Consider the following 24,779-nt stretch of genomic DNA (forward strand, 5'->3'; position numbering starts at 1 on the left):
TTATTCATAAATTAAAGTTAGCAGCCATAAAAATAAGAAATTGAGTTTAAAAAATCTACATAGAAAATTAGGGCTTGATCAGTCAACAAGCAATGAATTCGACCCTATTGCAGCTTTCGAATCGGAAGGTTTGCCCAAAAATGAGAACCTGATTCCACCTGAACGATTTACCGAGCCCAATAAGGATTTCCAACAAGAATTGAGTTCACTCGCAGAAAAAAATACCACTTTAGCTGCTGCTTTTAAGCCTTTGAATCCATATCAGCTCCAAGCTATATTCAACAACAAACAAAAAACGGTGCTAAGCGCCATGGTGGGAAGTGGCAAAACCACTGTGCTCACCAATAAATTACTTTACCTGCACTTTATAAAAAACATACCGCTTTCGCAGATGGCTGTGCTTACCTTTACCAATAAGGCTGCTAGAGAAATTAAAGAACGAATTTTCTCTTTTTATGCCAACAAAAACATTCCTAATAATCAGGAATTAAGATATTTTGGCACTTTTCACTCCATTGCCCGACAGCTTCTCAAAGAACATCCAAAATTACAGGATTTAGGATTTACCTCCTCTTTTTCCATCATGGATCAGGAAGGCAAAGATGATTTTCTGCAGCGACTCATTATTAGCCACAACTTAGATATAAAATATAAAAACAAGCTTGATAAGCGTTTGAAATTGTATCGTCACGAGAAACAACTTCTCTACGGGAACATGAAAAATCCTGACGACCTGCCGAAATTACTTCAGTTATCTCGCCAGGAAAAACAAGCCAACAACCTAATGGATTTTGATGATCTGATTTCTATTGCGAATTGGTTGCTTCAGCGCAATAAATCTTTTCTGCCACAATGGATTATCGTAGACGAGTTTCAGGATTGCAATAAAGATCAGCTTGATTTCATCAATCACATCAGTAGTGAAAATACTAATTTTTTCGCTGTTGGCGATCCCAATCAAAGCATCTATTCGTGGAGAGGTAGCACAAGTAAAATTTTGCAAAATTATGTCGCCGACTCATCGGTTTGCATGATGCGCTTGCCTTTAAACTATCGCACTTCTAGTCAATTGCTAAGTGCTGCATCCTGCCTGCTTCAGGAAGGTAGTAACGATTTACAGGCAACTCGTCCTGAAGGAAAAAAACTGATTATTCGTAATCATTTTGATGACAATCAGGAAGCCTACTATTTGGCTCAAAAATGCAAAGAATTACATACGAATGGAAGCGCTTGGGAAGAGATAGCTGTACTGTTCCGCACCAGGCAGCAAATAGATTTGTTCGAATCTGTTTTTAGCAAAGAAGGAATTCCTTGTGAAATTGTTCGTAGAATTAGTTTAAGGGAGCAACCTGTGCTCTTTTGGCTGCAAAAAGTATTACTTGCTAGTTTTCACCCCAACGATTTGGACAGTATTACCCAAGTGTTCTCTTCTCCTGATTTTGGTTGTGTTAAAGCGGGAAAAAGATTAATCAACAACTATCAAAAGTTTAGCTCTGAGAACCCATTTGACACAAAATTAGAAGCTTTTACTGCATTTTTACAGCATAAATTTTCAAAATATCAGCAACACATTGCATTAGCAAAGGCATTATTAATCTTACCATCCTATCTTGAAAGCAAAAAAGAAGAACAAGATATTTATAACTTTCTTTCACTTGATTCATTTTTAAAGCCAACATCGGTAAATTATCAGGAATATGTTTCGCAAGTAAAAGATGCACTTGAAGAATTGAATCGGTACACCCAAAAAAACTATTTTGGCAACTGGCTCGAAATTTATCAGGCTGCCATGAGCCAAGTGAGCTTAGAAGGACATTTTAATATTAATAGCGGCTTGCAAAAGAGTACATCTGGCATTCGATTGCTCACCATTCATGCTGCCAAAGGGTTAGAATTCGATTACGTATTTTTGAGCGGTGCCAATTCTGGAATAATTCCTCTCGATCGTAAAAAGGAAAGCCACGACCACTTGAAGGAAGAAAAACGATTACTTTTCGTAGCTCTTACCAGGGCCCGCAATCACATGGAAATATCTTGGCACACACAAAGTGCTGCATGGAACGCTCAGCAAGGCCCTTCGTATTTCCTCAATTCAATTCCCAGCACACTTGTGCATCGAATTGAAAACGAAAAAGAAAGTAAACAAATCAATGATGTAAATACCAATAAATCTGAAATTGAAAGTGAAGGCAAATGGCCCAAAGGTACTAAAGTAAAACATCCCAAATATGGCGTGGGTGTTATTCATAGCTGTACTATTAACGACACAATTTGTGAATTTGGTAAGTTTGGTAAAAAAAGCTTCGCCACAGCCTGGGCTCCTTTAGAAAAGATCTGATTTTTCAAATCAAAATTATCACTGAAAAAATCACTCTTTTAAAATAAAACATATTAATATTTTCTAATTTTACAGGAACAAAATATAGATTAGTATGATTCAAAAAGATTTTATAATGCGAATGATTGAAATGATTGCAGAAGTAATTGCAAGAATCATTGGCTTAATTAAAGGTGGTGATCCTGAACAGGCTTCCCTGCTACTAGAGAATGCTTATCGCGATTTTTTAAAGGAAGACGCATCCTATTTCCGAAGACTCTCCAAAGAGGAACTCACTCATGATTTACTTGAAAAACACAATTACGGCAATGGACATTTGGAAATTTTGGCGGAATTGTTCCTTGCCGAAGGCGAATTAAATTTCGCAAAGGGAGATGTAGTAAATAGTTTAAATTACTATGAAAAATCATACCTTCTTTTGGAGTTTACGGTACAAAATTCGAAAAGCTTCTCATTAGCAAAAGAATCGAAAATGATACAATTAAAAGAAAAAATCGAAACAATAAAATAAACGCTATGAAGCTCAGCACTGAAGAAACAGAGCTGAAATTAATAAGTACTGAACAACTTCATCAGGAAGCTCAAATAATTAATCAAGCAGCAATAGCACTTGGTTTACTGTTAATTGTTTTACTGGGAATCGCCATATTTATCAATCTAAATTATACTCCAATAATTTCTCTACTTGTAGTTCCATTTGCTTTATTGCCAATATTATTTGTAGTTTCTAAAAGAAAATTACTTGTAACCGAAGAAATTAAAGGCCGAAAAAAATAATTTTCCAGAGCCATTAAATAAAGCACCGAAACAAACTAATTCAATATCATGTTTATTTCGATTATTACTTTATAGAAAAGCCTATTTTTGCTACTTAGCAAAGCAATATTTTTAACGAATGAGTCAATTAAATAAAAAATCAAAGACAGATATCGCCTTAGCATATTTCCACAAACCACCCAGTTTTTACAACTGCGCTCAATCCATTTACAAAGCTTTTCAGAAAGAGTTTGACATCTCGAACGATGAGATAAGCGAATTCGCAAAATATGGGAATGGCAAAGCCAAAGGTGGTTATTGCGGAGCGTACTATGCCGCATTGGAATTATTGAAAGACAAACCTGAATTGACAGAAGAATTTAGCAAGCGTTTTCAGGAGAAATCGGAACATCTTACTTGTTTCGATATTCGATTCAACTACGGTATGTCATGTAAAAACCTCGTGAAACTGACAGCCGATCTGCTTGAAGAAATAAATCCATCCTCGTCTACAAATTTATGAAAGCCATTCAAGTTAGTGCCGCAGCAATTATCAGTAATAGCAAAATATTTATCGCTCAACGAAACCGAGAGGATGAATTAGCAGGTAAATGGGAATTTCCGGGAGGCAAAATAGAAGCTGGGGAAAGTCCCAAAGAATGTCTTAGAAGAGAACTGTTCGAAGAATTTAGAATTGATACTGAAATTTTAGATTTTTTTGGCGAAAGCTGGTTTGATTATGGACAAAAGCACATTCACTTGGTGGGATATCTTGTGCAGCACTTATCAGGTGATTTCTCCCTTCAGGTTCATGAAAATTACCAATGGATTTCAATAAATGAACTGGATAAAATTGACTGGGCTCCTGCCGATGTGAAGTTAGCTGAGCAATTACGAACAAAACTACTTTCACAACAGTTCATCAACCGATTTCTTTAAAAAATCTCGAGAATGGTAATCATCATCTACAATTTCACCATTCCAAACTACAATATCCAAATCGATTACCCGAGGACCATATTTTGGTAGGCTTCGATCTCTCCCCATTCGATCTTCTATATGTTTCAAATAATTCGTGAATTCTTCTCTGCAATGCTGCGTTTTCAAACGAACTGCTCCATTTACAAAATCATCCTGATTGGTAATTCCTATTGGCTTGGTATTTAACCACGACGAATGCTTTTTTAACACATGATCTTTCGACAAAAGACACAACACTCTGCGAATGTTCTCTTTCGGATTAATATTCGATCCTATACCAATTATACAATCATTCATTTCAAATGGTCTTAAAAATTAATTAGTATTTGTTCTGCAAATTTACTTCATGCTTTTGACGATCTGCAATTTCTTCATTTTGGAATGATTCTAGTTCTATGGAAACCGATTCTGCAAAGCGCAAAGCATGTGGCTTATCAACTTCAACTCTGGCCCAATCTACTTGCGGATTCTTTAAAATTAAATCTAAAATTTGCTGGGTAAGATTTTCCAGCATTTTAAATTTGCCTTCCTGAACAAGTGCAATCACTTTTTTAGTGATCGTTTTGTAGTTGTACGAATTATGAACAGCATCAGAAACAATTGCTTTATCAACATCTGCCTTAATGGTCATATTAATTAAAACATCTTGTTTGTTACGCAGTTCTTCCTTATTAAAACCAATATAGGTTCTTATCAATAATTTTTTTATACGAATAATGGCCATAAGCTAAAATTTATAAGAGTTGTTCTCCTCCATCGCAAAAAAGTATTTGTCCTGTAAGATTTTGATTATCCAATATGTAATCCAACGATTGCAGAATGGGCAAAATTCCACCAGCCTCCTTCATTGGTGTCCGTTCTGCCATTTTATTCAAATACGATTGCCCCCGATTCTCTGGCGGCAAGGTTGCTCCTGGTGCAATTCCATTCACCCTTATTGCTGGTGAAAATTCAAGAGCCGACATTTTCGTAAGATGAGCGAATGCTACTTTCGATAGACTATAAGCAGCATGAGAACTAGAATAAGTCGTAATTCGTGTATCCAATAAATTAATAATTACCCCTATCTGGCTATTCATTGCATAATCTCTGCATAAAATAAAAGGAGCCATTAAATTTACATTCATTTGATTTTGTAGCAATTCTACGCTCGTTTCCTGAATTACACCCGAATCAAATACCGATGCATTGTTTACCAAAACATCTATTTTCTCAAAATGCAAAAGAACCTTATCCATGCAAGTCTCAACATCATTAATGCGACTTAAATTACATTTAAAAATTTTAAATTTCTGATCAGGATACGTCTCCATCAGGAAAGCTTGCAAAGCTATTGCATCATTTTTAGACGAATTATAATGAATCGCAATATCGAATCCATTTTTTGCCATATGCATAGCAATCGATTTTCCTATTCTTTTAGCAGCACCCGTTATCAAAGCGGTTTTATTCCTCATACAGTCTACGGTTTACTCTAAAGTTAATGAATATCTGCGCTGATAAAAAGTTTCCCATAAATTATTTTTGATTCAACAAATCGATTAATTTCTGAAGAAAATTGAAATAAAATAATCAGAATATGTATTTTGCATGTTGATTTAAAAAAATGCACCCAAGCATCCTTTCGCAAATGAATTATAAATATGACAAAAATTGAAATCGAAGCGGGTTTACAAGAAATTTGCCCTTCGCTCCAACTGGGAATTATTCAATGTAAAGTAAATACTAAAGAAGAAAACCCAAATCTTTGGCAATTGATTAATGAAACCACTATAAATATCCAACAAAACCTGGCTATTCCTGCTATAGCCGATATACCTGCCATAAAAAGCTCTAAAAAAGCATACCGAGCTATCGGAAAAGATCCAAGTCGATATCGCCTATCGGCAGAATCCCTTTTACGAAGAATTGTGAACGGAAAAGGCTTATACAAAATCAATAATGTAGTGGATTTATTAAATTTGGCATCCATTAAAAGTGGTTTTTCAATAGGAGGATACAATGCTGATAAAATAGAAGGAACGGTTCGCTTTGGAATTGGAAAAGCCGACGAAATCTATCAAGGAATTGGGCGAGGTAAATTAAACATTGATAAATTACCCATTTTCAGAGATCAACAAGGAGCTTTTGGAAGTCCTACAAGCGATTCGTTACGAACTCAGATTGATGAAAGCTGCAGCAACTTTCTGATGATAATAATAAGTTTTCAGTCTGAAAATGGTTTAACTGAAGCCATGGATGTAGCAATTAATCTGCTAAAAGAATATGCCGAAGCTGAACAGATACAAAAAACAATGCTCTAATAGAAAGGCCTACCGAACAAACGGCAGACCCTATTTTTATAATTTAATTACTGAAGTACAAAGTTAATTACTGATGTATAAGAAACTCTTACTGGTTTTCCTCTTTGTCTGCCAGGTTCGAATTTAGGTAAGTTCTTAATTACCCTCATAGCCTCCTGATCTAGAGATGCATCAATTCCACGAAGTAATTGTACCTTTGTTACACTTCCATCTTTATCAACTACAAAACTAACAAACACTCGTCCTGTAATATTATTTTCCTGAGCAATTACAGGGTATCGAATACTTGAGTTAATGTAGCGGTAAAGCTCCAAATCTCCTTCTGTTTTATTCTTGCAAATTTCAGGTCTGAAGATTGGCATTTCCTCTACAATCACAAAAACTTTTGCTTCTTCATCTACTTCTTCTTCTTCAAAAACTTCCTGTGGTTCAATTTCAACTTCAGTTTCCTGATTAAAAGCTTCCTCAACAATCTCAATTTCAGTTTCCAATTCTGTATTGTCCTCAACAATCGTAATTATATCTGTCAATTGTATTTTTGGCGGTAGCTTTGGTTTTTCCTTAATTTCTTCCTGTCGAGTTATAGGAACTAATTCTTCATCCAACTTCACATCAATAAAATCCCCTATTTCGACCACCTCTCGTACTTTTGTTGGCCATTCAAAAGAAATTAATGTCAAAGCCAAAGCCAAAGCCAATCCTATTTCAAAAAACAAGGATTTACGTTTCTCTAAATCGGCATTTGGGTTCTTTTTGGGAATCATAACTAAACATTTTATAGATTATAAGAGCAGTTTAATAGTGACCATAAACGAACATCACCTTAAAACCTGATAATGTTCAGATTAAAGTCCTCATAAGAGGATGAGTTCAAAGAACGTCTAGTATTTGTAATATACGCATTTTACTTGTATTTGTTTCAATCTACAAAGGACTTATGTACAATCAAATTCTTTTAAATCCCATTTTAAACCCTATTTTTAGAACAAGATAAGTAGTAAAGCTTTTCGATCCCTTCTATTATCTATACGACTCTTTAATAAACTAAATAATTAGTTATAGTATTCAAATAAAAAATCTAGTGCAGAACAAAAGAAATATAACCACTAAACCAAACACTTACAGGCTTATCCCTCTGCATTCCAGGTTTAAATTTTGATAAATTTTTAACCACTCGTATGGCCTCCTGATCTAATGATGGGTCAACAGGTCTCATTACTTGTACTTGATCTATATTTCCTGTTTTCGTAACAACAAAGCGAACATACACTTTACCTTCAATTCCATTTTCCTGTGCTATCAAAGGATATTTAGTTCTTTTTTGCATACTGATGAATAAATCCTTTAATCCTTCCTCGTAGGTACTATTCTTTGAAGGATTAAAAATTGGCATCTGCTCTACCAGAACAAAAGGCACATCTTCAACCACTTCCAAATCTTCAGTAACATCTTTAATTAGATAGGAATCATCCTCACTCACATCTGAATCTTTAATTTCAAGATCAGGTACGTCCTCATCATCATTAGCAAGAATAAGACTTGTAAGCTCAATAGGTTGAATAACTGGTATTTCCTTCGGTCTGGGTTTGTCCTGAACCGTAATTGGCACAATTTCATCCATTTCCTCTAGAGCGTCAAAAGTCAAGTCTTCCGATTTTTTAACGGGCGACTTGTATTCAAAGGCCATTAGTACAAAAAAAAGGCTCAATAAAATTCCGATTTGAAAAAACAAAGTTCTTTTCGATTCCAAATCATAGCGAGGGTATTTTTTCACTTCCATAATAACGATTTTTGGTTAAATAATACAAAGTAACTAGACCTTATTACTAAGAACTTAGTTTGTCAACTAAATTCTTAGTTAATGTAAATAAAAAAATTATTATTTAAGCGAGAAACGAATAGGAATTGTATAATTAACATCAACTTTCTTTGCCGATTGCTCTCCAGGAATCCATTTTGGCATGCTATTAACCACTCGCAAAGCTTCCCGATTCAATTCAACATTTGCTCCTTTAATTATTCTGGCGTTCGCAATACCTCCATCTGATTTAACGACAAATTGGACAAAAACCAATCCTTCATAACCTTGTTCTACAGCTAAAAACGGGTATTGAATTTCTCGTACAATGTATTTTCTCAAACTACCATTAACACCCAGGAATTTTGGCATTTTCTCAACCACGTTATGCTGTTTGTTTATTTTATTTTTTGCCTTCAACACTTTATCGAGATGATAATCGGATGGATTCTTTATTTTTGATAAAATAGGTTTTGGCAATGAAACTGGCTTCTCGATAAAGCCATTCAACTGGAAGTTAACAGGCACAGTATAAGCAATGTTTACCAACTCACCATCATGCTTAGCAGGCATCCATTTAGGAAGAGATTTAACAACTCGCAAAGCTTCCGTATTTAAAAGAGAATGAACACCTCTTGCCAATGATACATTCTTAACATATCCTTCTTTGCTAACCACAAAAGAGACGAACACTCTTCCTTCAATTTTATTTTTTCGTGCAAGCTTAGGATAATGAACGTGTTGTTCCATGTAGTTCTGAAGAGCAATAACTCCTCCTGGAAAAACAGGCATTTGATCGCTAATGGTCTTTCTTTCTTCAGAATTAGTGTTTTCTTTATATTCTAGACTGCTTATTTTATGACTGAAAAGAAATGATGGATGTTTTGTTTCATTTTCAGTATTAAAATTGTCTGCTTGATCCTGTAAAGGAAAAAATAAGTTCAAATCACTGGGAAGTAACTCTTTGAAAGAAAATTCTGAAGATAATTTTTCTTCCTCTTTAATTGTAAATGCGAATGCTGACAACAATAACATGCCAATTGGCATAATCAGAATTAATTTGATCAATGCTATTCTCGGTGTTTTTATTCGCCCAAGCATTGAGATTCGCTTTTTTAAGGTAGATTGACCGAAGTTATTTGCCAAACGGAACAAATCACCACCAGCAAATTGGTTTACAATATGCTTTTTGTATTCATCTATATCTACACTTCCATTCACAACTTTATCGTCGGCTAAATATTCATGAACTTCCTGAATTGAAGACTTATAAAGCCAAACAATAGGATTCATCCAGAATAAAACTGTAAGAATTTCTATCAGTAACAGATCAAAAGTATGCAACTGTTCAACATGCACATGCTCATGAGCTATTATAGATGTAAAATTCGCTTTTTGATAATCAGCCCGACTGATAAACACGGAGTTTAGAAATGAAAATGGAGGATAATCTTCATCCATTACTATCAAGCGGAAGCCATTGTGGTAAATAATTTCACTGCTATTAGTCCAGCGAATTAATTGAGTCAAATTTCGAAGAAACCGAATCATAAAAAGAAGAATCCCTAAAAGGTAAACGATTCCTAAATATTGGTACCAACTTACTGTTTTTTTTATACTTGCCGTAACAACTACCTCATCGAGCATATTGCTATTTAAATACTGATGAGAAACTTTTACCATTGCACCTATAACATGCAATGGAGATTCGATTGTACTCTAAGGTTCGGCCTGAATAGGGATTTCAAGGGTAGGAATTAGTAGGGAGGCAAGCAAGGTTAGCAAAAGGAATACACGGTTTACTCTAAAAAAAGTATCTCTTTTTAGAAAAAACCAATACAAGGCATAAAAAAACACCATACATATTGTCGATTGTAAAAAATATAAAATGATGCTTGTTACCATTTAATTAATCGATTATCTGCTTTGCTTTTTAATTTGTTCTTCAACCATTTTCTTTACCTCTTCTAATTCTGATAAACTCACATGTTCTTCTTTTGCAAAAAATGAAACCATATCGCGATACGAATTGGAAAAATAGTTACGAACAAAGCCTTTCATAAATTTTCTGGTATACTCTTTCTTTCCTATTAAAGGAAAATACTGATGACTTTTTCCGTAAGCAACATGACTAACAAAGCCTTTTTTCTCAAGAATCCTTGTAATAGTAGACACCGTATTGTAGGCTGGTTTTGGCTCGGGAATTTTCTCTATTATCTCTTTTATAAATGCATTTTCAAGATTCCAAAGTATCTGCATTACTTGCTCTTCGGCTCGGGTTAACTCTTTCATTGATTTTAATTTTGGGTCATTTCTAGGCTTAAATATATAACTATAAGCTTAGTTTTACAAGAACATCATATATACTACCACCAACATATGACAATTAAGTATGAAATTAATAGAATATTACTCGGTATTTTATATTATTCGAAAGGAATCTGCATCCAAGTGAACTGGAAATTTTCGTCTAAACTGATTTAAGTCCTCTAATTTTATTTCCAAAGTAATGATTTCTTCCTGATGATCGGCACACTTTCCCATTAGCTTTCCCTTTGCATCAAAAAGCGAAGAATCTCCAGCATAAGAAAGTCCTAATTCATCTTGTCCAATCCGATTCACGCCCACAACAAACGACTGATTTTCTATCGATCTAGCCTTTAGTAGTGTATTCCAAACATCTCTTCGGGACTCAGGCCAATTGGCAACATACAACAAAATATCATAATCATTCTTATTGCGGCTCCATACCGGAAAACGCAAATCGTAACACACCAATGGACAGATACGCCACTTGCCTAAAGTAAAAATCAATCGTTCAGTTCCACCTACAAAATGATGATCTTCCTCTCCCATTCGGAACAAATGTCGTTTATCGTAAGAACAGAGTATTTTTTCACCATCTACACAATACAAACGATTATAATAGTCACCCTCTTCCTCCACTATGATGCTTCCCAATATAGCAGCATTTGTTTCTTTCGCCTGCTGTTTCATCCAATCTAATGTTATAGCGGCCTTAGGAGCAATCGCTTGTTTATTCTCCATCATAAAACCAGAGGAAAACATCTCTGGCAAAAGAATTAAATCAGTTTGATTTTTATGTGGCAAAAGTAGATCTGAAATTCGCTTTAGATTTCCTTCTACATTTCCCCAAACTAAATCAATTTGTACTAAACTAATTTTCAAAAGATCCGACATTCTACTGTTAGTTTATAATCCTGTAGTAAATTTCTCAGGATATTTAGGTTTACTATTGGTGTATTTACTTTTGATCTTTTTCATATCCTCGTCAACATTGCCTGTAGGATAAAAAGCCTCACCACAAGATAAGGTTTTATCTTTATAATTGATTTCGGCCAAATAAATAGGAACATTAGCTTTTAAAGCAATGTAATAAAATCCTTTTTTCCATTCAGAACGCAAACTACGACTACCTTCGGGTGCCATTGATAAATACAAGGACTCCCGAGCAGCAAATTCTTTGGCTAGTTCATCGGTCATATTCCCTTTTTTCGAACGATTTACGGGAATCACGCCCCATGATTTTAAGATAATGGAAAACGGAAATACAAACATCTCTTTTTTCATGAGAACAGTAGTTGGAATGTTATGTGATAAAAAAGCTAGCTTTCCCCATATAAAATCCCAGTTAGAAGTATGAGGAACTGCGATTACCACAGCCTTTTTAACCTGAGGAATATCTCCAATGTATTTCCATCCACACAATTGCATGAGTAACTTACTAATTTTAGCCTTCATAATTTCCAATATAATTATTAATCGTCCTGCAAAACAATCGATTCTTTGCATACAAAACAACAGCAATGGAATATATTTTAACAGAAAAAAATATCCCAAGCTCAATAAATCTCAATAAAAACTATTATTTTGTAAAAAAACAGAGAATGTTTACAATCAACTCCAACTATATAAAACATAATTATTTTGGCTTTTCTACAAAAAGACGTAATTTTTTCAAGTAAATGGTTTTACAATTATTCCATTTTAATATCTGGAGCCTTTATTATGGCTGCTGGGTTTGTATTTTTTATTATACCTCACGGGATTGTTCCTGGCAGTATTTATGGTATTGGTATTATTATTAACCAATTAAGCATTGGATGGTTTCCAACGGGACTTTTTGGCCCTTTAAACCCTGCCGATTACGAAGGATTTTTCGCGGATATATTGTATCATTTTATGCATTATTCAAATGATTTATTCCGAAAATATAATGGAGGTATTCCTGTAGGGATAGCTAGTTTAGCCATTGCTCTTCCCTTGAGTTTTATTGGCATTAAACTATTGGGTCCTCGTTTTGGCATCAAAACCTTTCTGGCTTTTGTTTTTAGTGCCCTGTTTATTGATATCATTAGTGCTTGGTGGGGATATATCCCCTTGGTTGATGACATGCTTCTGTCTTGTGTTTTCGGTGGAATTTTTATTGGTTTTGGATTTGGGCTTATTATAAAAGCAAGAGCAACCTCTACAGGATCGGATATTGTTGCGATGATTGGAGCTAAATATACAGGTCTACCATTAGGTCAACTTGTTATTTACGTTGATTCGCTTATTGTACTAAGCAGTTTATACATTAAAATGGATTGGCAGATTCCCATGTATTCATGGATTGCTCTTTTTATCATAGGAAAAGTTACCGATATTACCTTACAGGGATCTACCTACGAAAAAGCTCTTTTTATTATCTCTGATAAATATGAAGACATTAGAATAAAACTAACCAAAGATTTTAATTTAAATGGTACTATAATTAAAGGCAACAGAACACTTGATTTAAAGGAAAAAACAATCATCTTTATTGTTGTTAACAGAAGAGAATTAGCCATGTTACAGGATTACATTCATTCTATCGACCCTGTTGCATTTGTTTCTGTAATGGAAACCAATGAAATTCTTGGCAAAGGATTTAAATCCTTGAATGATGATTTAATCTAAATTTCAAACGTAAAGAATTAGCACTTATGAAAGATTTACTAAAAATACTCAATCAACACAAAGATATTGCCTTAGCGACAGTTAATGATCAGGGATGTCCTAAGGTAAGAATCTTTCAAATTATGCAATTGAACGATAACGATTTGTTCTTTTCCACTGCAAAAAACAAGGAAGTTTATTTTCAATTACGAGAAAATCCGAAAGTTGAATTGGTAAGCTGGCACAATAATGTTTCGATTCGAATAGCTGGAACGGCTAGTTTTGATGTACCGAAAGAAACGCAAGAAAAGATTTTTGAGAACAGCAAAACACTTCATGAAATTTACCAGACTTGCGACAATCCTAATTTAACTTTTTTCAGAATTACAATAGAATGGGCTAAACTACTCGATTTAAACGCTACTCCTCCTCGTCGTGAATTTTTCGACAGAAAGGATGAGTCTTCTAAAGAATAAATTTAATTCATTGTAACTAGCCAAAGATATTCAATAGGGAGCTCCACCAATTTCTTTCTTGTATTTCTTTTATTTTCTGAAGCAGATAGTCGGAACATACTGTTGGCATTGGTGCATTGCCAACTTTTATAAATAGTTGGAAAAGCTCTCTATCGGCACCCGTTGCATCGGATAAATCCATACGAGAAAAATACAAACGGAGCTGCTCTTCATCTTTCAAACTAGACTTTCCAGAATAATATTTAAACAAGACTTCATTGGTTTTTAAATCGGCTACTACATTCGTAGGATTTATTCTGGCACGAATAGCCTTACGAACTACCGCAAGAATGGATTGAACATTATTGATACCTTGTTCCACAACAATAGAAATATCATCCATACTAAGTCGCACCATGGCCCGTAAACACATTACCTCGGCTTGTAAAGGAGATAAATCTCGAGTTAAACTGCAAAAGCGAGCCAAAACGGGATTGGCATCTGCCAGATTATTGGCATAATCAGAAAACTCTTTACTTTTGCGTTTAGCAACTCGTAATTTTGCTAATTTTCGTGCTATCTTAAACACAAAAATCATATCGGTATGACTAAATATTTTGCGTTTTTCCCAACATTCCTCTATGGTTAAAGTAACAACATCAAGAGCTTCCTCCTGATCTTTGACCAAACAGTACACGTAGTGGTAAATCTTATCTGAATTAGAGAAAATAAAGGTATTAAAATGTGATTTATCCATTTTAAGTTAGATAATAGTGTTTTTTTTTATCGCAGTTAAGCTAGGCTTTTAAGCACATAAAAAAAAGTTACAAGACAAAAACGAGCAGTGTAGAAATTTCCTTTATTACACCTAACTTCTATTTTAACGGAGAATCAGGCTCTTTGGCCATATGATTATAAGTTAATTTTTCTAGTAAAGAAGGGAACCATTTTTTAAGCCAAACTGTAAATTTCCCTTCTAAAAAGGTCAAAATTAATTCTCGCTTTCGCTTTACCACTGCGTTTGCAATTAGTCGAGCACATTCCTCTGCACTCATCATCTTGCTCTCATCGCGTGGTGTTTCTCCCTGCGATGAGCCATCAGCTGTTAAAGCAACACTACGAACATTCGAGGCTGTAAATCCAGGAGCGGCCACTAAAACGTGAACACCTGTTTTCAGATTCTCTACGCGTAGGGTTTCTAAAAATCCACGAATTGCATATTTGGAAGCAGCATATCCTGTGCGAGCAGGCAAACCAACATAACCAGCAATGGATATAACGCCTACAACCGATCCTTTGGCTTGGGTAATGTATGGCATTGCAAATTTTGTACAATACACTGTACCCCAAAAATTTACATCCATCAATTTTTTAAGAACAGATAAATCCAAATCAACAAAAAGAGCTCTCATGGAAATTCCCGCATTGTTTATTAATACATCAAGGCTACCAAATTTCTCAACGGTCTTTGCAATTAAATTTTCACAATCCTCTTGTATACTAACATCTGTGCGTACTGCTAAAACCTCATTCCCCATCGATTGAATTTTCGCTTCTATCTCTTTAAGCTTATCAAGATTTCTGGCAGCCAAAACAATTTTTGAGCCACGAGATGCAAATTCAAAAGCCAATGCTCTTCCAATTCCAGAAGAAGCACCAGTAATCACAACAATTTTTTGATTCATTAGAGAGAAATATTAACGGTTTAATAAAGCGACGAGCAGAAGAAGCTGTCCTATTTTTTTCGATTACAAATTTAGAATTATTTTAGTGCATTAAAATGTTTAAGTAGTAAAATCTATTCCATCCTTGAAAAATGTAAAAACAAACCAAAACAATATAAAAGCTAAAGTTCGTAATTAAAGTGCCAAAAAAGTCCATTATCATAAGGAAATTGAGGTGAAAATAAATAAATGAATATTTTTTTCACTTTTATTTCATTTCACTATCAAATTACGAGCCAATACAATAAAGCCAAATGGCATGATCACACTCTAAAAATCTCGAAGTTTACAGGATTTACAGTTTGCGATTTAAATTTAATCACTCTATATTTGCATCGCTTTTAAAAACAAAGAGTAGCCGATTCCTTAGCTCAGCTGGTAGAGCACAACACTTTTAATGTTGGGGTCCTGGGTTCGAACCCCAGAGGGATCACCATAAGACAAACAAAGTCTTTCAAAAATAAGTTGATTCCTTAGCTCAGCTGGTAGAGCACAACACTTTTAATGTTGGGGTCCTGGGTTCGAACCCCAGAGGGATCACTATAAGACAAACAAAGTCTTTCAAAAATAAGTTGATTCCTTAGCTCAGCTGGTAGAGCACAACACTTTTAATGTTGGGGTCCTGGGTTCGAACCCCAGAGGGATCACAAAAAACCACCAAATTACTTTGGTGGTTTTTTTGTATCTGAAAAAGAAACAATTTTTTGCTCCTCTACACCATACGTATCAAGGATCAAGTCGAAAAGTTATGGGATTTAGTCAACAATAGTCTGATCAGCAAACTCAAAAAATTCACCTATAAGCGTATATTTTCAAAAATCGAGAATCCCTAAATTAACTTATTAATATAAGTAGTTTTCTTCTTAAACCTCTATACCATTCTCTATAAAATTGAAGTGAAACAAGCAGCCTAAGTGTTCTGCAAAACCATGTGCCACTGAAGCACCCCAACCTTCTAGAGCCTCTCATGGGAATTGAACCCACGACCTGCTCATTACGAGTGAGCTGCTCTACCTCTGAGCTAAAGAGGCTTATTTAATTCTATGCAAAAATATAATATTATTCATAATAATGATTTTTTATTCCTAACATATTTCATTTTAAGAGTAAAAACTTCCAACTAATTTTCTCGAGCAAAGTTTATAAGCAGCTAAGCCCATACATAGTAATGGATTAGTCTAGACATAACCATCCACAATAAAGATCATAATTTAGACTCTAAAACTAGCACTAATTAAAAATTTTAGCATTGGCAGCAAGAGTTTGGAAAATGATAAAACAGAATCAAAATAGAACTAAATAAAAATGATATCGGTTTTTATTGCTTGATCGCAGAAACTGAAAAAAATAATCCAAGAAATAAATTTTGAAAATTCAGGATAACAAGCAGCTATTAAAATCCGAAGTTTTAATCCACACAAAAGCCTTCTTTTCATCGTTTTATAAACAAATGTTTGTAAATTGACTAAAGCTTTTGGTACAAAGTAACATAACCCAAAAATGACATGATGAAACCTTATAACCGCGCTATAAAATTTACGGTTCAAAAACGGATTGTAATCATTTCTATCATTTTATTTGTTGGAAAAATAGGCGCTTATTTACTTACTAGTTCCGTTGGAATATTGACCGATGCCTTAGAAAGTACAGTTAATGTACTTACTGGTTTCATTAGTCTTTATAGTATTGGAGTTGCGTTAAAACCAAAAGATATTAGTCACCCCTTTGGACATGGGAAAATAGAATCAATATCTGCTTCGGTGGAAGGATTTCTTATAATATTGGCAGGATTAATAATTATTTTCGAAGCAGTTAAACGATTATTTCATCCAGTTGAGATTCAACAATTAGATATTGGAATAATTATTATCGCAGCAGCTGGTATCGTAAATTACATACTCGGATATTATGGTATTAAAACAGGCAGAAAATACAATTCAATAGCTTTAGTTGCAGGAGGAAAACACTTACAATCTGACACTTATTCAACGATTGGATTAGTAGTTGGTTTACTATTACTGCTTATAACAAAAATTGCATGGCTCGACAGTGCAATTGCTTTGCTCTTTGGTTCCATAATAATATTCACTGGCTACAAAATATTGAAGGAAACAACTTCAAATTTAATGGACCAGGCAGATAGTAAAATGTTAAAGGAGATAATTGAACTTTTGTCAAAAAACAAATCAGATTGCTGGATTAATCTGCACAACTTAAAATTGCTGAAATATGGTGATTCTCTGCACATTGATTGCGACATAACTCTTCCCTGGTATATGAATATTTTGGATGCGCACAAAGAAAGCGAATCAATAATGTCTATTATATCTAAAAATTATAAAAATAGAATTGATTTTACAATTCATACAGACGCATGTAATTCTGATTTATGTGAACATTGCAGGGTATTTGATTGTAAGTATCGTAAGCATGATTTTATAACCGATTTAGAATGGACACTTGAAGAAAATATAAAAAACACTGACCACAATCTATATACAAAATAGGTAAAAATGGCACTAAACTTAAGAATTGTATACCGATCAAACTGTCTGGTTGATTGAAAAACATTCCACACTCTTTCCCACTATTCATACAATTTACTATAGGCATCTATCTTTAATTTTGCAAAGCTATGTCCCTTAACGAATATTTTATATGGTAAAGAGAAATGGATTCTAATTTTTAAATGACAATTCAAAGCAAAAAAAACAAATTTCTATCCCCTAAAAAGAATCGAAATTAAATTCCTCAGAATATCAAGATCTGGTAATAGGTCTTAAACAACTAAATTAAATCACTACATTTGCTATCTATATTGGATCTCAGGGGCTCATCTTCCCCATACTGGAACCTGTTGTTTTCTTGTTTACTATTTAATTGTATTAATATGCATTTCAAATTCTTGATCAAAAACTACTTCGTAATATTTTTAATTGGAATAATTATTTTATCTGGTTGCCAAACATCCACAAAAGATTTAAAAGTGAGCATTATTCCGAAACCCGTTGATTTACAACGTACAGAGACTTCTTTTCTGATCAATGAAAAAACCACTTTATCGGTTGGAAATGAATTAAAAACGCATACCAACTTTTTGCTCCAAGAAATTGAAAAATGCACTAGTTTACAATTGACAGTTACTGATGCACCTACCGAAAATTTTATTGTTTTTTTAATTGACAATAATTTAAAAGCAGATAACTATCACCTAAATATCACAAATACCCACATAAAAATTGAAGCAGGTAATTATGGAGGCGCAGTTTATGCCCTACAAAGTCTTAAGCAACTAATCAAGATTAATAATTTAGAACAAACTAAGTCATTTATTGTTCCCGGACTAAGTATTAAGGATGGTCCTGAATTTGGATGGCGAGGATACATGTTAGACGTTTCACGTCATTTTCATTCGGTGAAAGAAATTAAGGAGGTCTTAGATTTTATGTCTGAACTGAAGCTAAACCGTTTTCACTGGCACCTTTCTGACGATCAGGGTTTTCGATTGGAAATGAAAAAATTTCCCAAGCTCAACCAAATAGGATCGTGGAGAGTTGATCGCAACACAACAGACGAAAACATAAATGCTGTTTGGGGACGTCTACCTCAGCAAGAAGGCGAAGTAGCAAGCTATGGTGGCTTTTATACCCGCGAACAAGTAAAAGAGTTAATTGCTTACGGACAGGAGCGCAATATTGAAATTCTTCCAGAAATTGATGTTCCAGGTCATTCGCAAGCTATTATTGCTTCCTACCCAGAATTGGCTTGCGAAAAAAAGAAATACTATGTAGCCACGGGTGCCGTAAGAGAAAATAATACTTTATGTCCGAGCAATGCATATACCTACGAATTTATGCAAGCAGTAATTAGTGAAGTAGCAGAATTATTTCCAATCGGCTACATCCACATTGGCGGAGATGAGTGCAATAAATCTAACTGGAAAAAGCATGCGCAATGTCAGAATTTCATCAAAAAACACAATCTAAAAGATGAACATGGTTTGCAGAGCTATTTTATTCACGAATTAGAGAAAATAGTGAATGCCAATGGCAAAGAACTCATTGGCTGGGATGAAATATTAGATGGTGGCCTGGCTCCTAACGCCACAGTAATGTCGTGGCGCGGTGAAAAAGGAGGCATCGAATCGGCAAAAATGGGACACGATGTAATTATGTCGCCCAGCTCCTATCAATATCTCGACTTTAAACAGGGACAATCTGACTTTGAGCCCAACCTTGGATATGCTCAAACCCTATTGAGCAAGTGTTATAGTTATAAGGTTATTCCCGATACATTAACACAACAGGAAGCCAAATACATTCTTGGCACGCAGGCCAACCTGTGGTCTGAGAGTATTTCCGATTGGGGAAAGTTAACCTATATGACTTTTCCAAGATTATTTGCGGTGGCCGAAAATGCCTGGACATCTCAAAAGAATAAGAACTGGGACAATTTTACAGAACGCTTAAAACCTCAATTTAAAGTAATGGAGAAGCAAGGGCTTCGTTTTGCGAAGAGTGTTTTTAACCCATGGCTACATCATCAGGGAAATGGCAAAAGCATAAAAATCTGGTTTACCTCCGAAATAAGCAATCCAGAAATCCGATATACTTTGGATGGTTCCGAGCCTTCGGCAAAAAGTAATTTATTTTCAGATACCCTTACTATTGAAAAAACAGCCATCGTAAAAGCTGCTTTATTCGAGAATGATAGTCGATTAGGTGATGTGATAGAAAAAGAATTTTTTGTACATAAAGCCGCAGGTGTTCCCGTAAAAATAGTTTCTGAAACGGATGAAACCAAAAGTAAAATAAACCTCAATGCCCTAACCGATCTTTGTTATGGTCAGCTTTTGGAAAGAGGTGATACCTGCTGGCAACGATTTGATAATACTGTGGAATTTGAATTGTCATTTGATAAACCCACCGATATCGAGTCTGTTACCATCCGAAGCTTAAGACATACTTTGCAAACTTTGTATGCCGCTTACCGTATTGAGGTATCTGTAAAAGATACAGATGGGTTTAAACAAGTGGGTGATTCTGGCTATTTAAATGAAAATATCATTCAGGGCCGAAACCTGTTTAGCAATACGGTAAACTGTCCGACAAAAGGAGTTACTATCCTTAGAGTGAAGGTAATAAAAGTCAAAGAAATTCCTGAAAATCACGTAAATGAAGGAAAGCAGGCTTTCATGAAATTAGATGAAATAATTGTATTATAAATTAGGTCAAATCCCAACAACAAACTTTTTAATAATGCATATGACCGTGGAATTAAACGACTGTTGTAGAATCGATAAAGGGCATATTGGATCATGAATTTATTGATTGTGGTTACAGAATAATGACAAAGTATCTTCAGCGTAAAGGTTTTCATATCAACCACAAGAAAGTATACCGAATAATGAGTAATACGGGTCTTTTAAAGCCTAATTCTAGGATTAAACGAAGTGGTGGTAGTCGTAAATTTGTAAGATTTAGGAAAGTTTATACAAGCCATCCTATGGAGTGTCTTGAAATGGATATTAAGATGATTTGGATTCCCAATATGGGAAAGAACGCTTATCTTCTATCGGTAATTGATGTTCATACAAGAAAAATACTAGGTTATACTTTTGCATTCAATGTAAAGCAAAACGAGGTGATTGAATTACTATCAACAATTGTCGATCAATATCCAACTCCTGAATCTCTTATAATTAGATCTGATAATGGAAGTCAGTTTATTGCTCGTAATGTGAGAAATTACATTCATTTGGTTGGTTTTGAACAAGAATTTACTCACGTGGCAACACCTGAAGAAAATGCGCATATTGAGGCATATCATGGTACTTTAAAGAGGGATATATTCGATAGAGTTGATTATCGTACATTTGGAGAAATAGAGCAGATCATTAAACGATATGTACCATTTTATAACAATGAAAGACTACATCGTTTACTAGGAAGAATTACTCCAGATGAAAAATGGCAACAAGACCAGCATTTAATTAAAAAACAAAAAAAGACTGCTTAATATTAATGAATTTAAACAGTCAAAATTAATCGCTGAAATAGAAAATTAAAAAATAGAATAAAACTCTAGGATATCAGGGGTCAAAACATCACCCATACAATAGAAAAACTAACAATTGACTGAAAAAAAAATGAAATAAAGCACCTTGCGATAGAAGATACCACGGTACGCTAAATGCTGAAAATCAAAAGGTAGCCATCTATTTGGATTTTTTAGATAAACATAAATTCAGGTCCCTAGTGTTACGATCTTAGTCAAGATGCAGGAATTCGTTTTACTTTTTACAAATGTTGAATTAGATAAATTTGTAATAGCGCAAAATCATTCTTTAAGCTGATATTCCAATCAAGTACTCAGCGCGATTTTATTTACTTAAAATACTGTGACAATTCATTCTCTAATTGAAAGAAAGTAATGGGAACAGCAATGGTTTTTAGGGAAGGATCGATAAGAAACATACTAGGTGTTACATAAATATTAAACTGATTGGCGAGGCTACCATTGAGCCCTTGTGTATCGCAAGCATTCACCCATGGATAATAATTCTGAGACACCATTTCGCGCCAATAATTTAGGTTACTATCCAAAGATACAGCAACCACCTCAAGGCCTAAATCATGATATTCAGGATACAAATCTCTTATTTGTTCAAGCATCTCTTTACTATGAATACAAGTCCCCGACCAAACAACTAGTAAGGTTAAATCGCTATTCACATCCGATAAAGATTGAATACGAATGTCTAATGAATTCTTTAAGTCAACATCTGGAACCAACCAACCCGCCTTATTATTGCGCGAATTTCGAATTCTATTTTGGATAATTCTATTGGCTAAAACATATTCACAAGTATTTAGTACTTTATAGGAATCAACAACAATTTGGCGCATTTGCGGATATTCGTGCTCGGGGTAACGAATCATTAAATAATTGGCCAGATATTTTTGAGAGCTAGGCTCCAACTCTGTGAGCCAAAACAATTTTCCAATTGCATCGCTAATCTTCTTATAATTTTCGTTTTCTAACAGCTCATCGATTTTTTGCGATTGCAAATACTTTCCAATTTTCTCGTAGTAAATAGGCGTAGCCTGCAATACTGTATCTGTAAAAGCAAAGTAATCGAAAAAATGTTTTTGATAGTACTCATCGTATTTTAGTCCTTTTTGCTTTAAATTGGGAAGCAATTCCTGCTGTGCTAAAGCCATTCGTACCGACCATGAATCGAAATGATTTCGCCAGAGTTCTTTAAGGAGGTTTCTTTTCTCTTTTTGCACTTTGGCAAATTGAGTGTGCAAATCTTTAAAGGAAGAATCCTGCTCGTTCATTTTCTCCAATGTCTCCCTAATCTCAGTCATTTTACTGTTCCTAATTTCAAATTCAGACAGATAGTACTGAAATTGATTATTTTCATCTTCTTCAGGAAAACGAAGCTCTCCAACTTCAGGCTTCCCAATAAGTGAAAAATGAAAATCTGCTTTCGATATTAAAAAATCAATTTTACCTAGTTTGCCTGATAATCGATAGAAACCATAATCTCCGTTCCACGAAATACTAAGCAATCCATTCTCATTAACCTCGGCCTGATCAACAACATAAACACCACCTTCATCGCCACGCAAAAGTAAAAACTGCTCTTTCTTGCAATCAGGCATTTCAGCAATCAATTTAAGTTGTCGTTGTCCGAAAACATTCTGTGCTAATAGTGCAAAAAGAAATACTAGAATTTTTTTATTCATGAATAGTAAGCTCATCCTTATATAATTTTATCTCCAAACAATTCGTATCAGCTAGTAAGAAATTAAAACGCACTTACTTTTAGTCTAGTACATAAAACCTTTACTTTTTTATATTTTCACCTGTAGTATTTTATTCCCTAAAAACCTATTTAATCGTTGCTATAACCAATTATCTTCTCAATTAACACTTTAAGTCGCATTTCCGATATCTAGACTATAAAGATACATATTCTTCTAATGGAAGACCACAGCTTAGTTACAATTAACAGTGGAGATGAAATATTTCGTGAAAATGATTTTTTTAGATTCTAATTATTTTCTGTAAATTTAGAATTGTTATTTCACCGATTCCTTAGCTCAGCTGGCAGAGCACAACACTTTTAATGTTGGGGTCCTGGGTTCGAACCCCAGAGGGATCACCAATAAGAACCACCAGATTAGTCTTGGTGGTTTTTCTGTTTTAGACAAGAGATAGAGCAAAAGTTCACTCACAAACATTTTACTTATCTTTCAACGAATAATTTCAAAACAGATGCAACGCATGTTTCCTGCTTTCGTCATTAGAATAGAAATTGATTAATGAGCTCATTGTATAAGAACATTCATCAGGATTTAATTGAGCTTTGCCGAAAAAACAAAGCCAAAGCTCAAAGTAAAATCTACAAATTGTACTACAAAGCAATGTACAATTCATCTTTACGGATTGTAAAAAATCCTGCGGAAGCTGAAGACATTATGCAAGAAGCTTTTCTATCAGCATTTAAAAACATTAAAAAATACAAAGGAGAAGTTAGTTTTGGAGCTTGGCTGAAAAAAATTGTTGTGAATCGTTCTTTAGATCATTTAAAAAAGAAAAAGCTTGATTTATTTCCACTTGACAACGAAATTTATAAGTTATCCGAAGAAACAAATGATGAGAACTTCGAATTTTCCGAAGCACAAATTAAACTCGTTACAAAAGCAATCGACTTGCTCCCTAGAGGTTATGGAATTATTTTGAATCTTTATTTACTGGAAGGATACGATCATGAGGAAATAGGACAAATACTACACATTAGTTCCTCCACTTCCCGATCGCAATATTTAAGAGCAAAAAAGAAATTAATTCAAATTGTTTCTGATAATGAAAAACAAAAAATGTAATTATGAAAGAATGGGAAGATTTTTTCAGGAAACATCGCGAAACCTTTGATGATTCAGAACCGTCAGAAGATCATTTTAATCGTTTTCTTACAAAATTAGATCATCAGAAAAAAAAGAAGGTATTTGAAGGGCTTCCAAACTTTTTAAAAGTAGCAGTAATCATTATTTTTGTATTCTTTTCGGGAATCATAGGCTATCAAATCAGAAACCAACAAAACAATCGTTTCGGGCTAGGAGCTGTATCGTCTGAATATAAAGAAGTTGAACTATTTTACACAAGCAACATTAACAATCAACTAGGAGTGCTTGAGCAAATGGGAAGTTTTGATAAAAAACAACATCAATCCATTCTAAAGGAGGAATTAAAAGACATGGATAACCGATATGCACAACTTAAAAAAGAGCTAAAATTACATCCCGATGATGATAGAGTTATTCATGCAATGATTGAATACTATCAGGTTAAAACAGACGTTTTAAGTCGTATTATTGAACAGTTGTATCAAATAAAAAAAGAAAACAGAAATAAATTGAATACAATAATCTAAGAAACAAAATCGTATAAATTCAAAAAATACAGCCTAAATAA

General features: G+C 34.3%; 25 protein-coding genes and 5 tRNA genes. 17 read left to right on the forward strand and 13 right to left on the reverse strand.

The features are described from left to right. Window positions 1-40: 40 nt before the first annotated feature. The 5 genes from ABYT26_RS05115 (at window position 41) to mutT (ending at window position 4,033) form a co-directional block, all read left to right on the forward strand. Window positions 41-2,338, forward strand: coding sequence for an ATP-dependent helicase (locus ABYT26_RS05115; RefSeq protein WP_372751816.1), 2,298 nt, complete (start codon window positions 41-43; stop codon window positions 2,336-2,338). Between the two features lie 94 nt (window positions 2,339-2,432). Next, window positions 2,433-2,849, forward strand: a complete 417-nt coding sequence (locus ABYT26_RS05120) for a hypothetical protein (protein ID WP_372751817.1) — start codon at window positions 2,433-2,435, stop codon at window positions 2,847-2,849. Between the two features lie 5 nt (window positions 2,850-2,854). Continuing rightward, on the forward strand, window positions 2,855-3,115 hold the full coding sequence (locus tag ABYT26_RS05125) for a hypothetical protein (RefSeq protein WP_372751818.1): 261 nt from the start codon (window positions 2,855-2,857) through the stop codon (window positions 3,113-3,115). A gap of 118 nt (window positions 3,116-3,233) precedes the next feature. Continuing rightward, the gene (locus ABYT26_RS05130) at window positions 3,234-3,617 is read left to right on the forward strand and encodes a C-GCAxxG-C-C family (seleno)protein (RefSeq protein ID WP_372751819.1); all 384 of its coding nucleotides are present in this window, start codon (window positions 3,234-3,236) and stop codon (window positions 3,615-3,617) included. Then, window positions 3,614-4,033, forward strand: coding sequence for an 8-oxo-dGTP diphosphatase MutT (gene mutT, locus ABYT26_RS05135; protein WP_372751820.1), 420 nt, complete (start codon window positions 3,614-3,616; stop codon window positions 4,031-4,033). The genes ABYT26_RS05130 and mutT overlap by 4 nt, the downstream gene beginning before the upstream one ends. Here mutT and folK read toward each other — a convergent pair. The 3 genes from folK to ABYT26_RS05150 are packed head-to-tail and all read right to left on the reverse strand — an operon-like array spanning window position 4,004 to window position 5,532. Then, window positions 4,004-4,372 (reverse strand): 2-amino-4-hydroxy-6-hydroxymethyldihydropteridine diphosphokinase, encoded by a 369-nt coding sequence (gene folK, locus ABYT26_RS05140; protein ID WP_372751821.1) that lies wholly within the window; start codon window positions 4,370-4,372, stop codon window positions 4,004-4,006. The genes mutT and folK overlap by 30 nt on opposite strands. 22 nt (window positions 4,373-4,394) lie before the next feature. After that, on the reverse strand, window positions 4,395-4,799 hold the full coding sequence (locus tag ABYT26_RS05145) for a dihydroneopterin aldolase (RefSeq protein ID WP_372751822.1): 405 nt from the start codon (window positions 4,797-4,799) through the stop codon (window positions 4,395-4,397). Window positions 4,800-4,809: 10 nt separating this feature from the next. After that, window positions 4,810-5,532 (reverse strand): SDR family NAD(P)-dependent oxidoreductase, encoded by a 723-nt coding sequence (locus ABYT26_RS05150; protein ID WP_372751823.1) that lies wholly within the window; start codon window positions 5,530-5,532, stop codon window positions 4,810-4,812. A 186-nt stretch (window positions 5,533-5,718) separates the two neighbouring features. Here ABYT26_RS05150 and ABYT26_RS05155 point away from each other — a divergent pair, with 186 nt between their 5' ends. After that, the gene (locus tag ABYT26_RS05155) at window positions 5,719-6,378 is read left to right on the forward strand and encodes a B3/4 domain-containing protein (protein ID WP_372751824.1); all 660 of its coding nucleotides are present in this window, start codon (window positions 5,719-5,721) and stop codon (window positions 6,376-6,378) included. A 47-nt stretch (window positions 6,379-6,425) separates the two neighbouring features. Here the strand turns inward: ABYT26_RS05155 and ABYT26_RS05160 are convergent, their stop codons facing one another. The 6 genes from ABYT26_RS05160 to ABYT26_RS05185 form a co-directional block, all read right to left on the reverse strand. Further along, complete coding sequence (locus ABYT26_RS05160) at window positions 6,426-7,142, reverse strand: energy transducer TonB (protein ID WP_372751825.1); 717 nt, start codon at window positions 7,140-7,142, stop codon at window positions 6,426-6,428. Window positions 7,143-7,456: 314 nt separating this feature from the next. Further along, complete coding sequence (locus ABYT26_RS05165) at window positions 7,457-8,158, reverse strand: energy transducer TonB (RefSeq protein ID WP_372751826.1); 702 nt, start codon at window positions 8,156-8,158, stop codon at window positions 7,457-7,459. 99 nt (window positions 8,159-8,257) lie between these two features. Continuing rightward, window positions 8,258-9,859 carry a TonB family protein gene (locus ABYT26_RS05170; protein ID WP_372751827.1) on the reverse strand — a complete coding sequence of 534 codons (1,602 nt, stop codon included), beginning with the start codon at window positions 9,857-9,859 and terminating at the stop codon, window positions 8,258-8,260. 234 nt (window positions 9,860-10,093) lie between these two features. Next, window positions 10,094-10,468 (reverse strand): BlaI/MecI/CopY family transcriptional regulator, encoded by a 375-nt coding sequence (locus ABYT26_RS05175; protein ID WP_372751828.1) that lies wholly within the window; start codon window positions 10,466-10,468, stop codon window positions 10,094-10,096. 129 nt (window positions 10,469-10,597) lie between these two features. Beyond that, the gene (locus ABYT26_RS05180) at window positions 10,598-11,377 is read right to left on the reverse strand and encodes an amidohydrolase (RefSeq protein WP_372751829.1); all 780 of its coding nucleotides are present in this window, start codon (window positions 11,375-11,377) and stop codon (window positions 10,598-10,600) included. Window positions 11,378-11,389: 12 nt separating this feature from the next. Next, the gene (locus ABYT26_RS05185; protein ID WP_372751830.1) at window positions 11,390-11,938 is read right to left on the reverse strand and encodes a 1-acyl-sn-glycerol-3-phosphate acyltransferase; all 549 of its coding nucleotides are present in this window, start codon (window positions 11,936-11,938) and stop codon (window positions 11,390-11,392) included. 186 nt (window positions 11,939-12,124) lie between these two features. Here ABYT26_RS05185 and ABYT26_RS05190 point away from each other — a divergent pair, with 186 nt between their 5' ends. Further along, window positions 12,125-13,135, forward strand: coding sequence for a YitT family protein (locus ABYT26_RS05190; RefSeq protein ID WP_372751831.1), 1,011 nt, complete (start codon window positions 12,125-12,127; stop codon window positions 13,133-13,135). Window positions 13,136-13,161: 26 nt separating this feature from the next. Further along, entirely contained in the window at window positions 13,162-13,590 is a 429-nt protein-coding gene (locus tag ABYT26_RS05195) for a pyridoxamine 5'-phosphate oxidase family protein (protein WP_372751832.1), read from the forward strand. 16 nt (window positions 13,591-13,606) lie between these two features. On the opposite strand, the gene ABYT26_RS05200 is transcribed toward ABYT26_RS05195, so the two are convergent. Both ABYT26_RS05200 and ABYT26_RS05205 read right to left on the reverse strand, forming a co-directional pair. Continuing rightward, a complete protein-coding gene (locus tag ABYT26_RS05200) occupies window positions 13,607-14,326 on the reverse strand; it encodes an RNA polymerase sigma factor (RefSeq protein WP_372751833.1) in 720 nt (239 codons plus the stop codon). Between the two features lie 118 nt (window positions 14,327-14,444). Next, the gene (locus ABYT26_RS05205; RefSeq protein WP_372751834.1) at window positions 14,445-15,254 is read right to left on the reverse strand and encodes an SDR family oxidoreductase; all 810 of its coding nucleotides are present in this window, start codon (window positions 15,252-15,254) and stop codon (window positions 14,445-14,447) included. A gap of 399 nt (window positions 15,255-15,653) precedes the next feature. On the opposite strand from ABYT26_RS05205, the gene ABYT26_RS05210 reads away from it, so the two are divergent. The 3 genes from ABYT26_RS05210 to ABYT26_RS05220 all read left to right on the forward strand — a co-directional run bounded on the left by ABYT26_RS05210 (window position 15,654) and on the right by ABYT26_RS05220 (window position 15,940). Further along, window positions 15,654-15,729 (forward strand) — tRNA-Lys (locus tag ABYT26_RS05210). A 31-nt stretch (window positions 15,730-15,760) separates the two neighbouring features. Further along, window positions 15,761-15,833, forward strand: a tRNA-Lys gene (locus tag ABYT26_RS05215). A 34-nt stretch (window positions 15,834-15,867) separates the two neighbouring features. After that, window positions 15,868-15,940 (forward strand) — tRNA-Lys (locus tag ABYT26_RS05220). A gap of 312 nt (window positions 15,941-16,252) precedes the next feature. Here the strand turns inward: ABYT26_RS05220 and ABYT26_RS05225 are convergent. After that, a tRNA-Thr gene (locus tag ABYT26_RS05225) sits at window positions 16,253-16,324 on the reverse strand. A 477-nt stretch (window positions 16,325-16,801) separates the two neighbouring features. Here ABYT26_RS05225 and ABYT26_RS05230 point away from each other — a divergent pair. From ABYT26_RS05230 to ABYT26_RS05240, 3 genes are all read left to right on the forward strand, one after another. Next, complete coding sequence (locus tag ABYT26_RS05230; protein ID WP_372751835.1) at window positions 16,802-17,800, forward strand: cation diffusion facilitator family transporter; 999 nt, start codon at window positions 16,802-16,804, stop codon at window positions 17,798-17,800. Between the two features lie 479 nt (window positions 17,801-18,279). Next, window positions 18,280-20,517, forward strand: a complete 2,238-nt coding sequence (locus tag ABYT26_RS05235) for a beta-N-acetylhexosaminidase (RefSeq protein ID WP_372751836.1) — start codon at window positions 18,280-18,282, stop codon at window positions 20,515-20,517. Between the two features lie 74 nt (window positions 20,518-20,591). Beyond that, window positions 20,592-21,311 carry an IS3 family transposase gene (locus ABYT26_RS05240; protein ID WP_372751871.1) on the forward strand — a complete coding sequence of 240 codons (720 nt, stop codon included), beginning with the start codon at window positions 20,592-20,594 and terminating at the stop codon, window positions 21,309-21,311. A gap of 368 nt (window positions 21,312-21,679) precedes the next feature. Here the strand turns inward: ABYT26_RS05240 and ABYT26_RS05245 are convergent, their stop codons facing one another. Next, complete coding sequence (locus tag ABYT26_RS05245; protein ID WP_372751837.1) at window positions 21,680-23,062, reverse strand: peroxiredoxin family protein; 1,383 nt, start codon at window positions 23,060-23,062, stop codon at window positions 21,680-21,682. Between the two features lie 331 nt (window positions 23,063-23,393). Here ABYT26_RS05245 and ABYT26_RS05250 point away from each other — a divergent pair. The 3 genes from ABYT26_RS05250 to ABYT26_RS05260 all read left to right on the forward strand — a co-directional run bounded on the left by ABYT26_RS05250 (window position 23,394) and on the right by ABYT26_RS05260 (window position 24,738). Continuing rightward, window positions 23,394-23,469 (forward strand) — tRNA-Lys (locus tag ABYT26_RS05250). A gap of 157 nt (window positions 23,470-23,626) precedes the next feature. Further along, the gene (locus ABYT26_RS05255; protein WP_372751838.1) at window positions 23,627-24,190 is read left to right on the forward strand and encodes an RNA polymerase sigma factor; all 564 of its coding nucleotides are present in this window, start codon (window positions 23,627-23,629) and stop codon (window positions 24,188-24,190) included. A gap of 2 nt (window positions 24,191-24,192) precedes the next feature. Further along, entirely contained in the window at window positions 24,193-24,738 is a 546-nt protein-coding gene (locus ABYT26_RS05260) for a hypothetical protein (RefSeq protein ID WP_372751839.1), read from the forward strand. Window positions 24,739-24,779: the final 41 nt, after the last annotated feature.

Origin of the sequence: Labilibaculum sp. (assembly GCF_041595635.1) — a bacterium.
GTDB lineage: Bacteria > Bacteroidota > Bacteroidia > Bacteroidales > Marinifilaceae > Labilibaculum.

Excerpts from the sequence above, each read along its gene's own strand:
- ABYT26_RS05120 (WP_372751817.1), top strand. The coding sequence starts at position 2,433 with ATGATTCAAAAAGATTTTATAATGCGAATGATTGAAATGATTGCAGAA.
- ABYT26_RS05125 (WP_372751818.1), top strand. The coding sequence starts at position 2,855 with ATGAAGCTCAGCACTGAAGAAACAGAGCTGAAATTAATAAGTACTGAA.
- ABYT26_RS05130 (WP_372751819.1), top strand. The coding sequence starts at position 3,234 with ATGAGTCAATTAAATAAAAAATCAAAGACAGATATCGCCTTAGCATAT.
- mutT (WP_372751820.1), top strand. The coding sequence starts at position 3,614 with ATGAAAGCCATTCAAGTTAGTGCCGCAGCAATTATCAGTAATAGCAAA.
- folK (WP_372751821.1), bottom strand. The coding sequence starts at position 4,372 with ATGAATGATTGTATAATTGGTATAGGATCGAATATTAATCCGAAAGAG.
- ABYT26_RS05145 (WP_372751822.1), bottom strand. The coding sequence starts at position 4,799 with ATGGCCATTATTCGTATAAAAAAATTATTGATAAGAACCTATATTGGT.
- ABYT26_RS05150 (WP_372751823.1), bottom strand. The coding sequence starts at position 5,532 with ATGAGGAATAAAACCGCTTTGATAACGGGTGCTGCTAAAAGAATAGGA.
- ABYT26_RS05155 (WP_372751824.1), top strand. The coding sequence starts at position 5,719 with ATGACAAAAATTGAAATCGAAGCGGGTTTACAAGAAATTTGCCCTTCG.
- ABYT26_RS05160 (WP_372751825.1), bottom strand. The coding sequence starts at position 7,142 with ATGATTCCCAAAAAGAACCCAAATGCCGATTTAGAGAAACGTAAATCC.
- ABYT26_RS05165 (WP_372751826.1), bottom strand. The coding sequence starts at position 8,158 with ATGGAAGTGAAAAAATACCCTCGCTATGATTTGGAATCGAAAAGAACT.
- ABYT26_RS05170 (WP_372751827.1), bottom strand. The coding sequence starts at position 9,859 with ATGGTAAAAGTTTCTCATCAGTATTTAAATAGCAATATGCTCGATGAG.
- ABYT26_RS05175 (WP_372751828.1), bottom strand. The coding sequence starts at position 10,468 with ATGAAAGAGTTAACCCGAGCCGAAGAGCAAGTAATGCAGATACTTTGG.
- ABYT26_RS05180 (WP_372751829.1), bottom strand. The coding sequence starts at position 11,377 with ATGTCGGATCTTTTGAAAATTAGTTTAGTACAAATTGATTTAGTTTGG.
- ABYT26_RS05185 (WP_372751830.1), bottom strand. The coding sequence starts at position 11,938 with ATGAAGGCTAAAATTAGTAAGTTACTCATGCAATTGTGTGGATGGAAA.
- ABYT26_RS05195 (WP_372751832.1), top strand. The coding sequence starts at position 13,162 with ATGAAAGATTTACTAAAAATACTCAATCAACACAAAGATATTGCCTTA.
- ABYT26_RS05200 (WP_372751833.1), bottom strand. The coding sequence starts at position 14,326 with ATGGATAAATCACATTTTAATACCTTTATTTTCTCTAATTCAGATAAG.
- ABYT26_RS05205 (WP_372751834.1), bottom strand. The coding sequence starts at position 15,254 with ATGAATCAAAAAATTGTTGTGATTACTGGTGCTTCTTCTGGAATTGGA.
- ABYT26_RS05230 (WP_372751835.1), top strand. The coding sequence starts at position 16,802 with ATGAAACCTTATAACCGCGCTATAAAATTTACGGTTCAAAAACGGATT.
- ABYT26_RS05245 (WP_372751837.1), bottom strand. The coding sequence starts at position 23,062 with ATGAGCTTACTATTCATGAATAAAAAAATTCTAGTATTTCTTTTTGCA.
- ABYT26_RS05255 (WP_372751838.1), top strand. The coding sequence starts at position 23,627 with ATGAGCTCATTGTATAAGAACATTCATCAGGATTTAATTGAGCTTTGC.
- ABYT26_RS05260 (WP_372751839.1), top strand. The coding sequence starts at position 24,193 with ATGAAAGAATGGGAAGATTTTTTCAGGAAACATCGCGAAACCTTTGAT.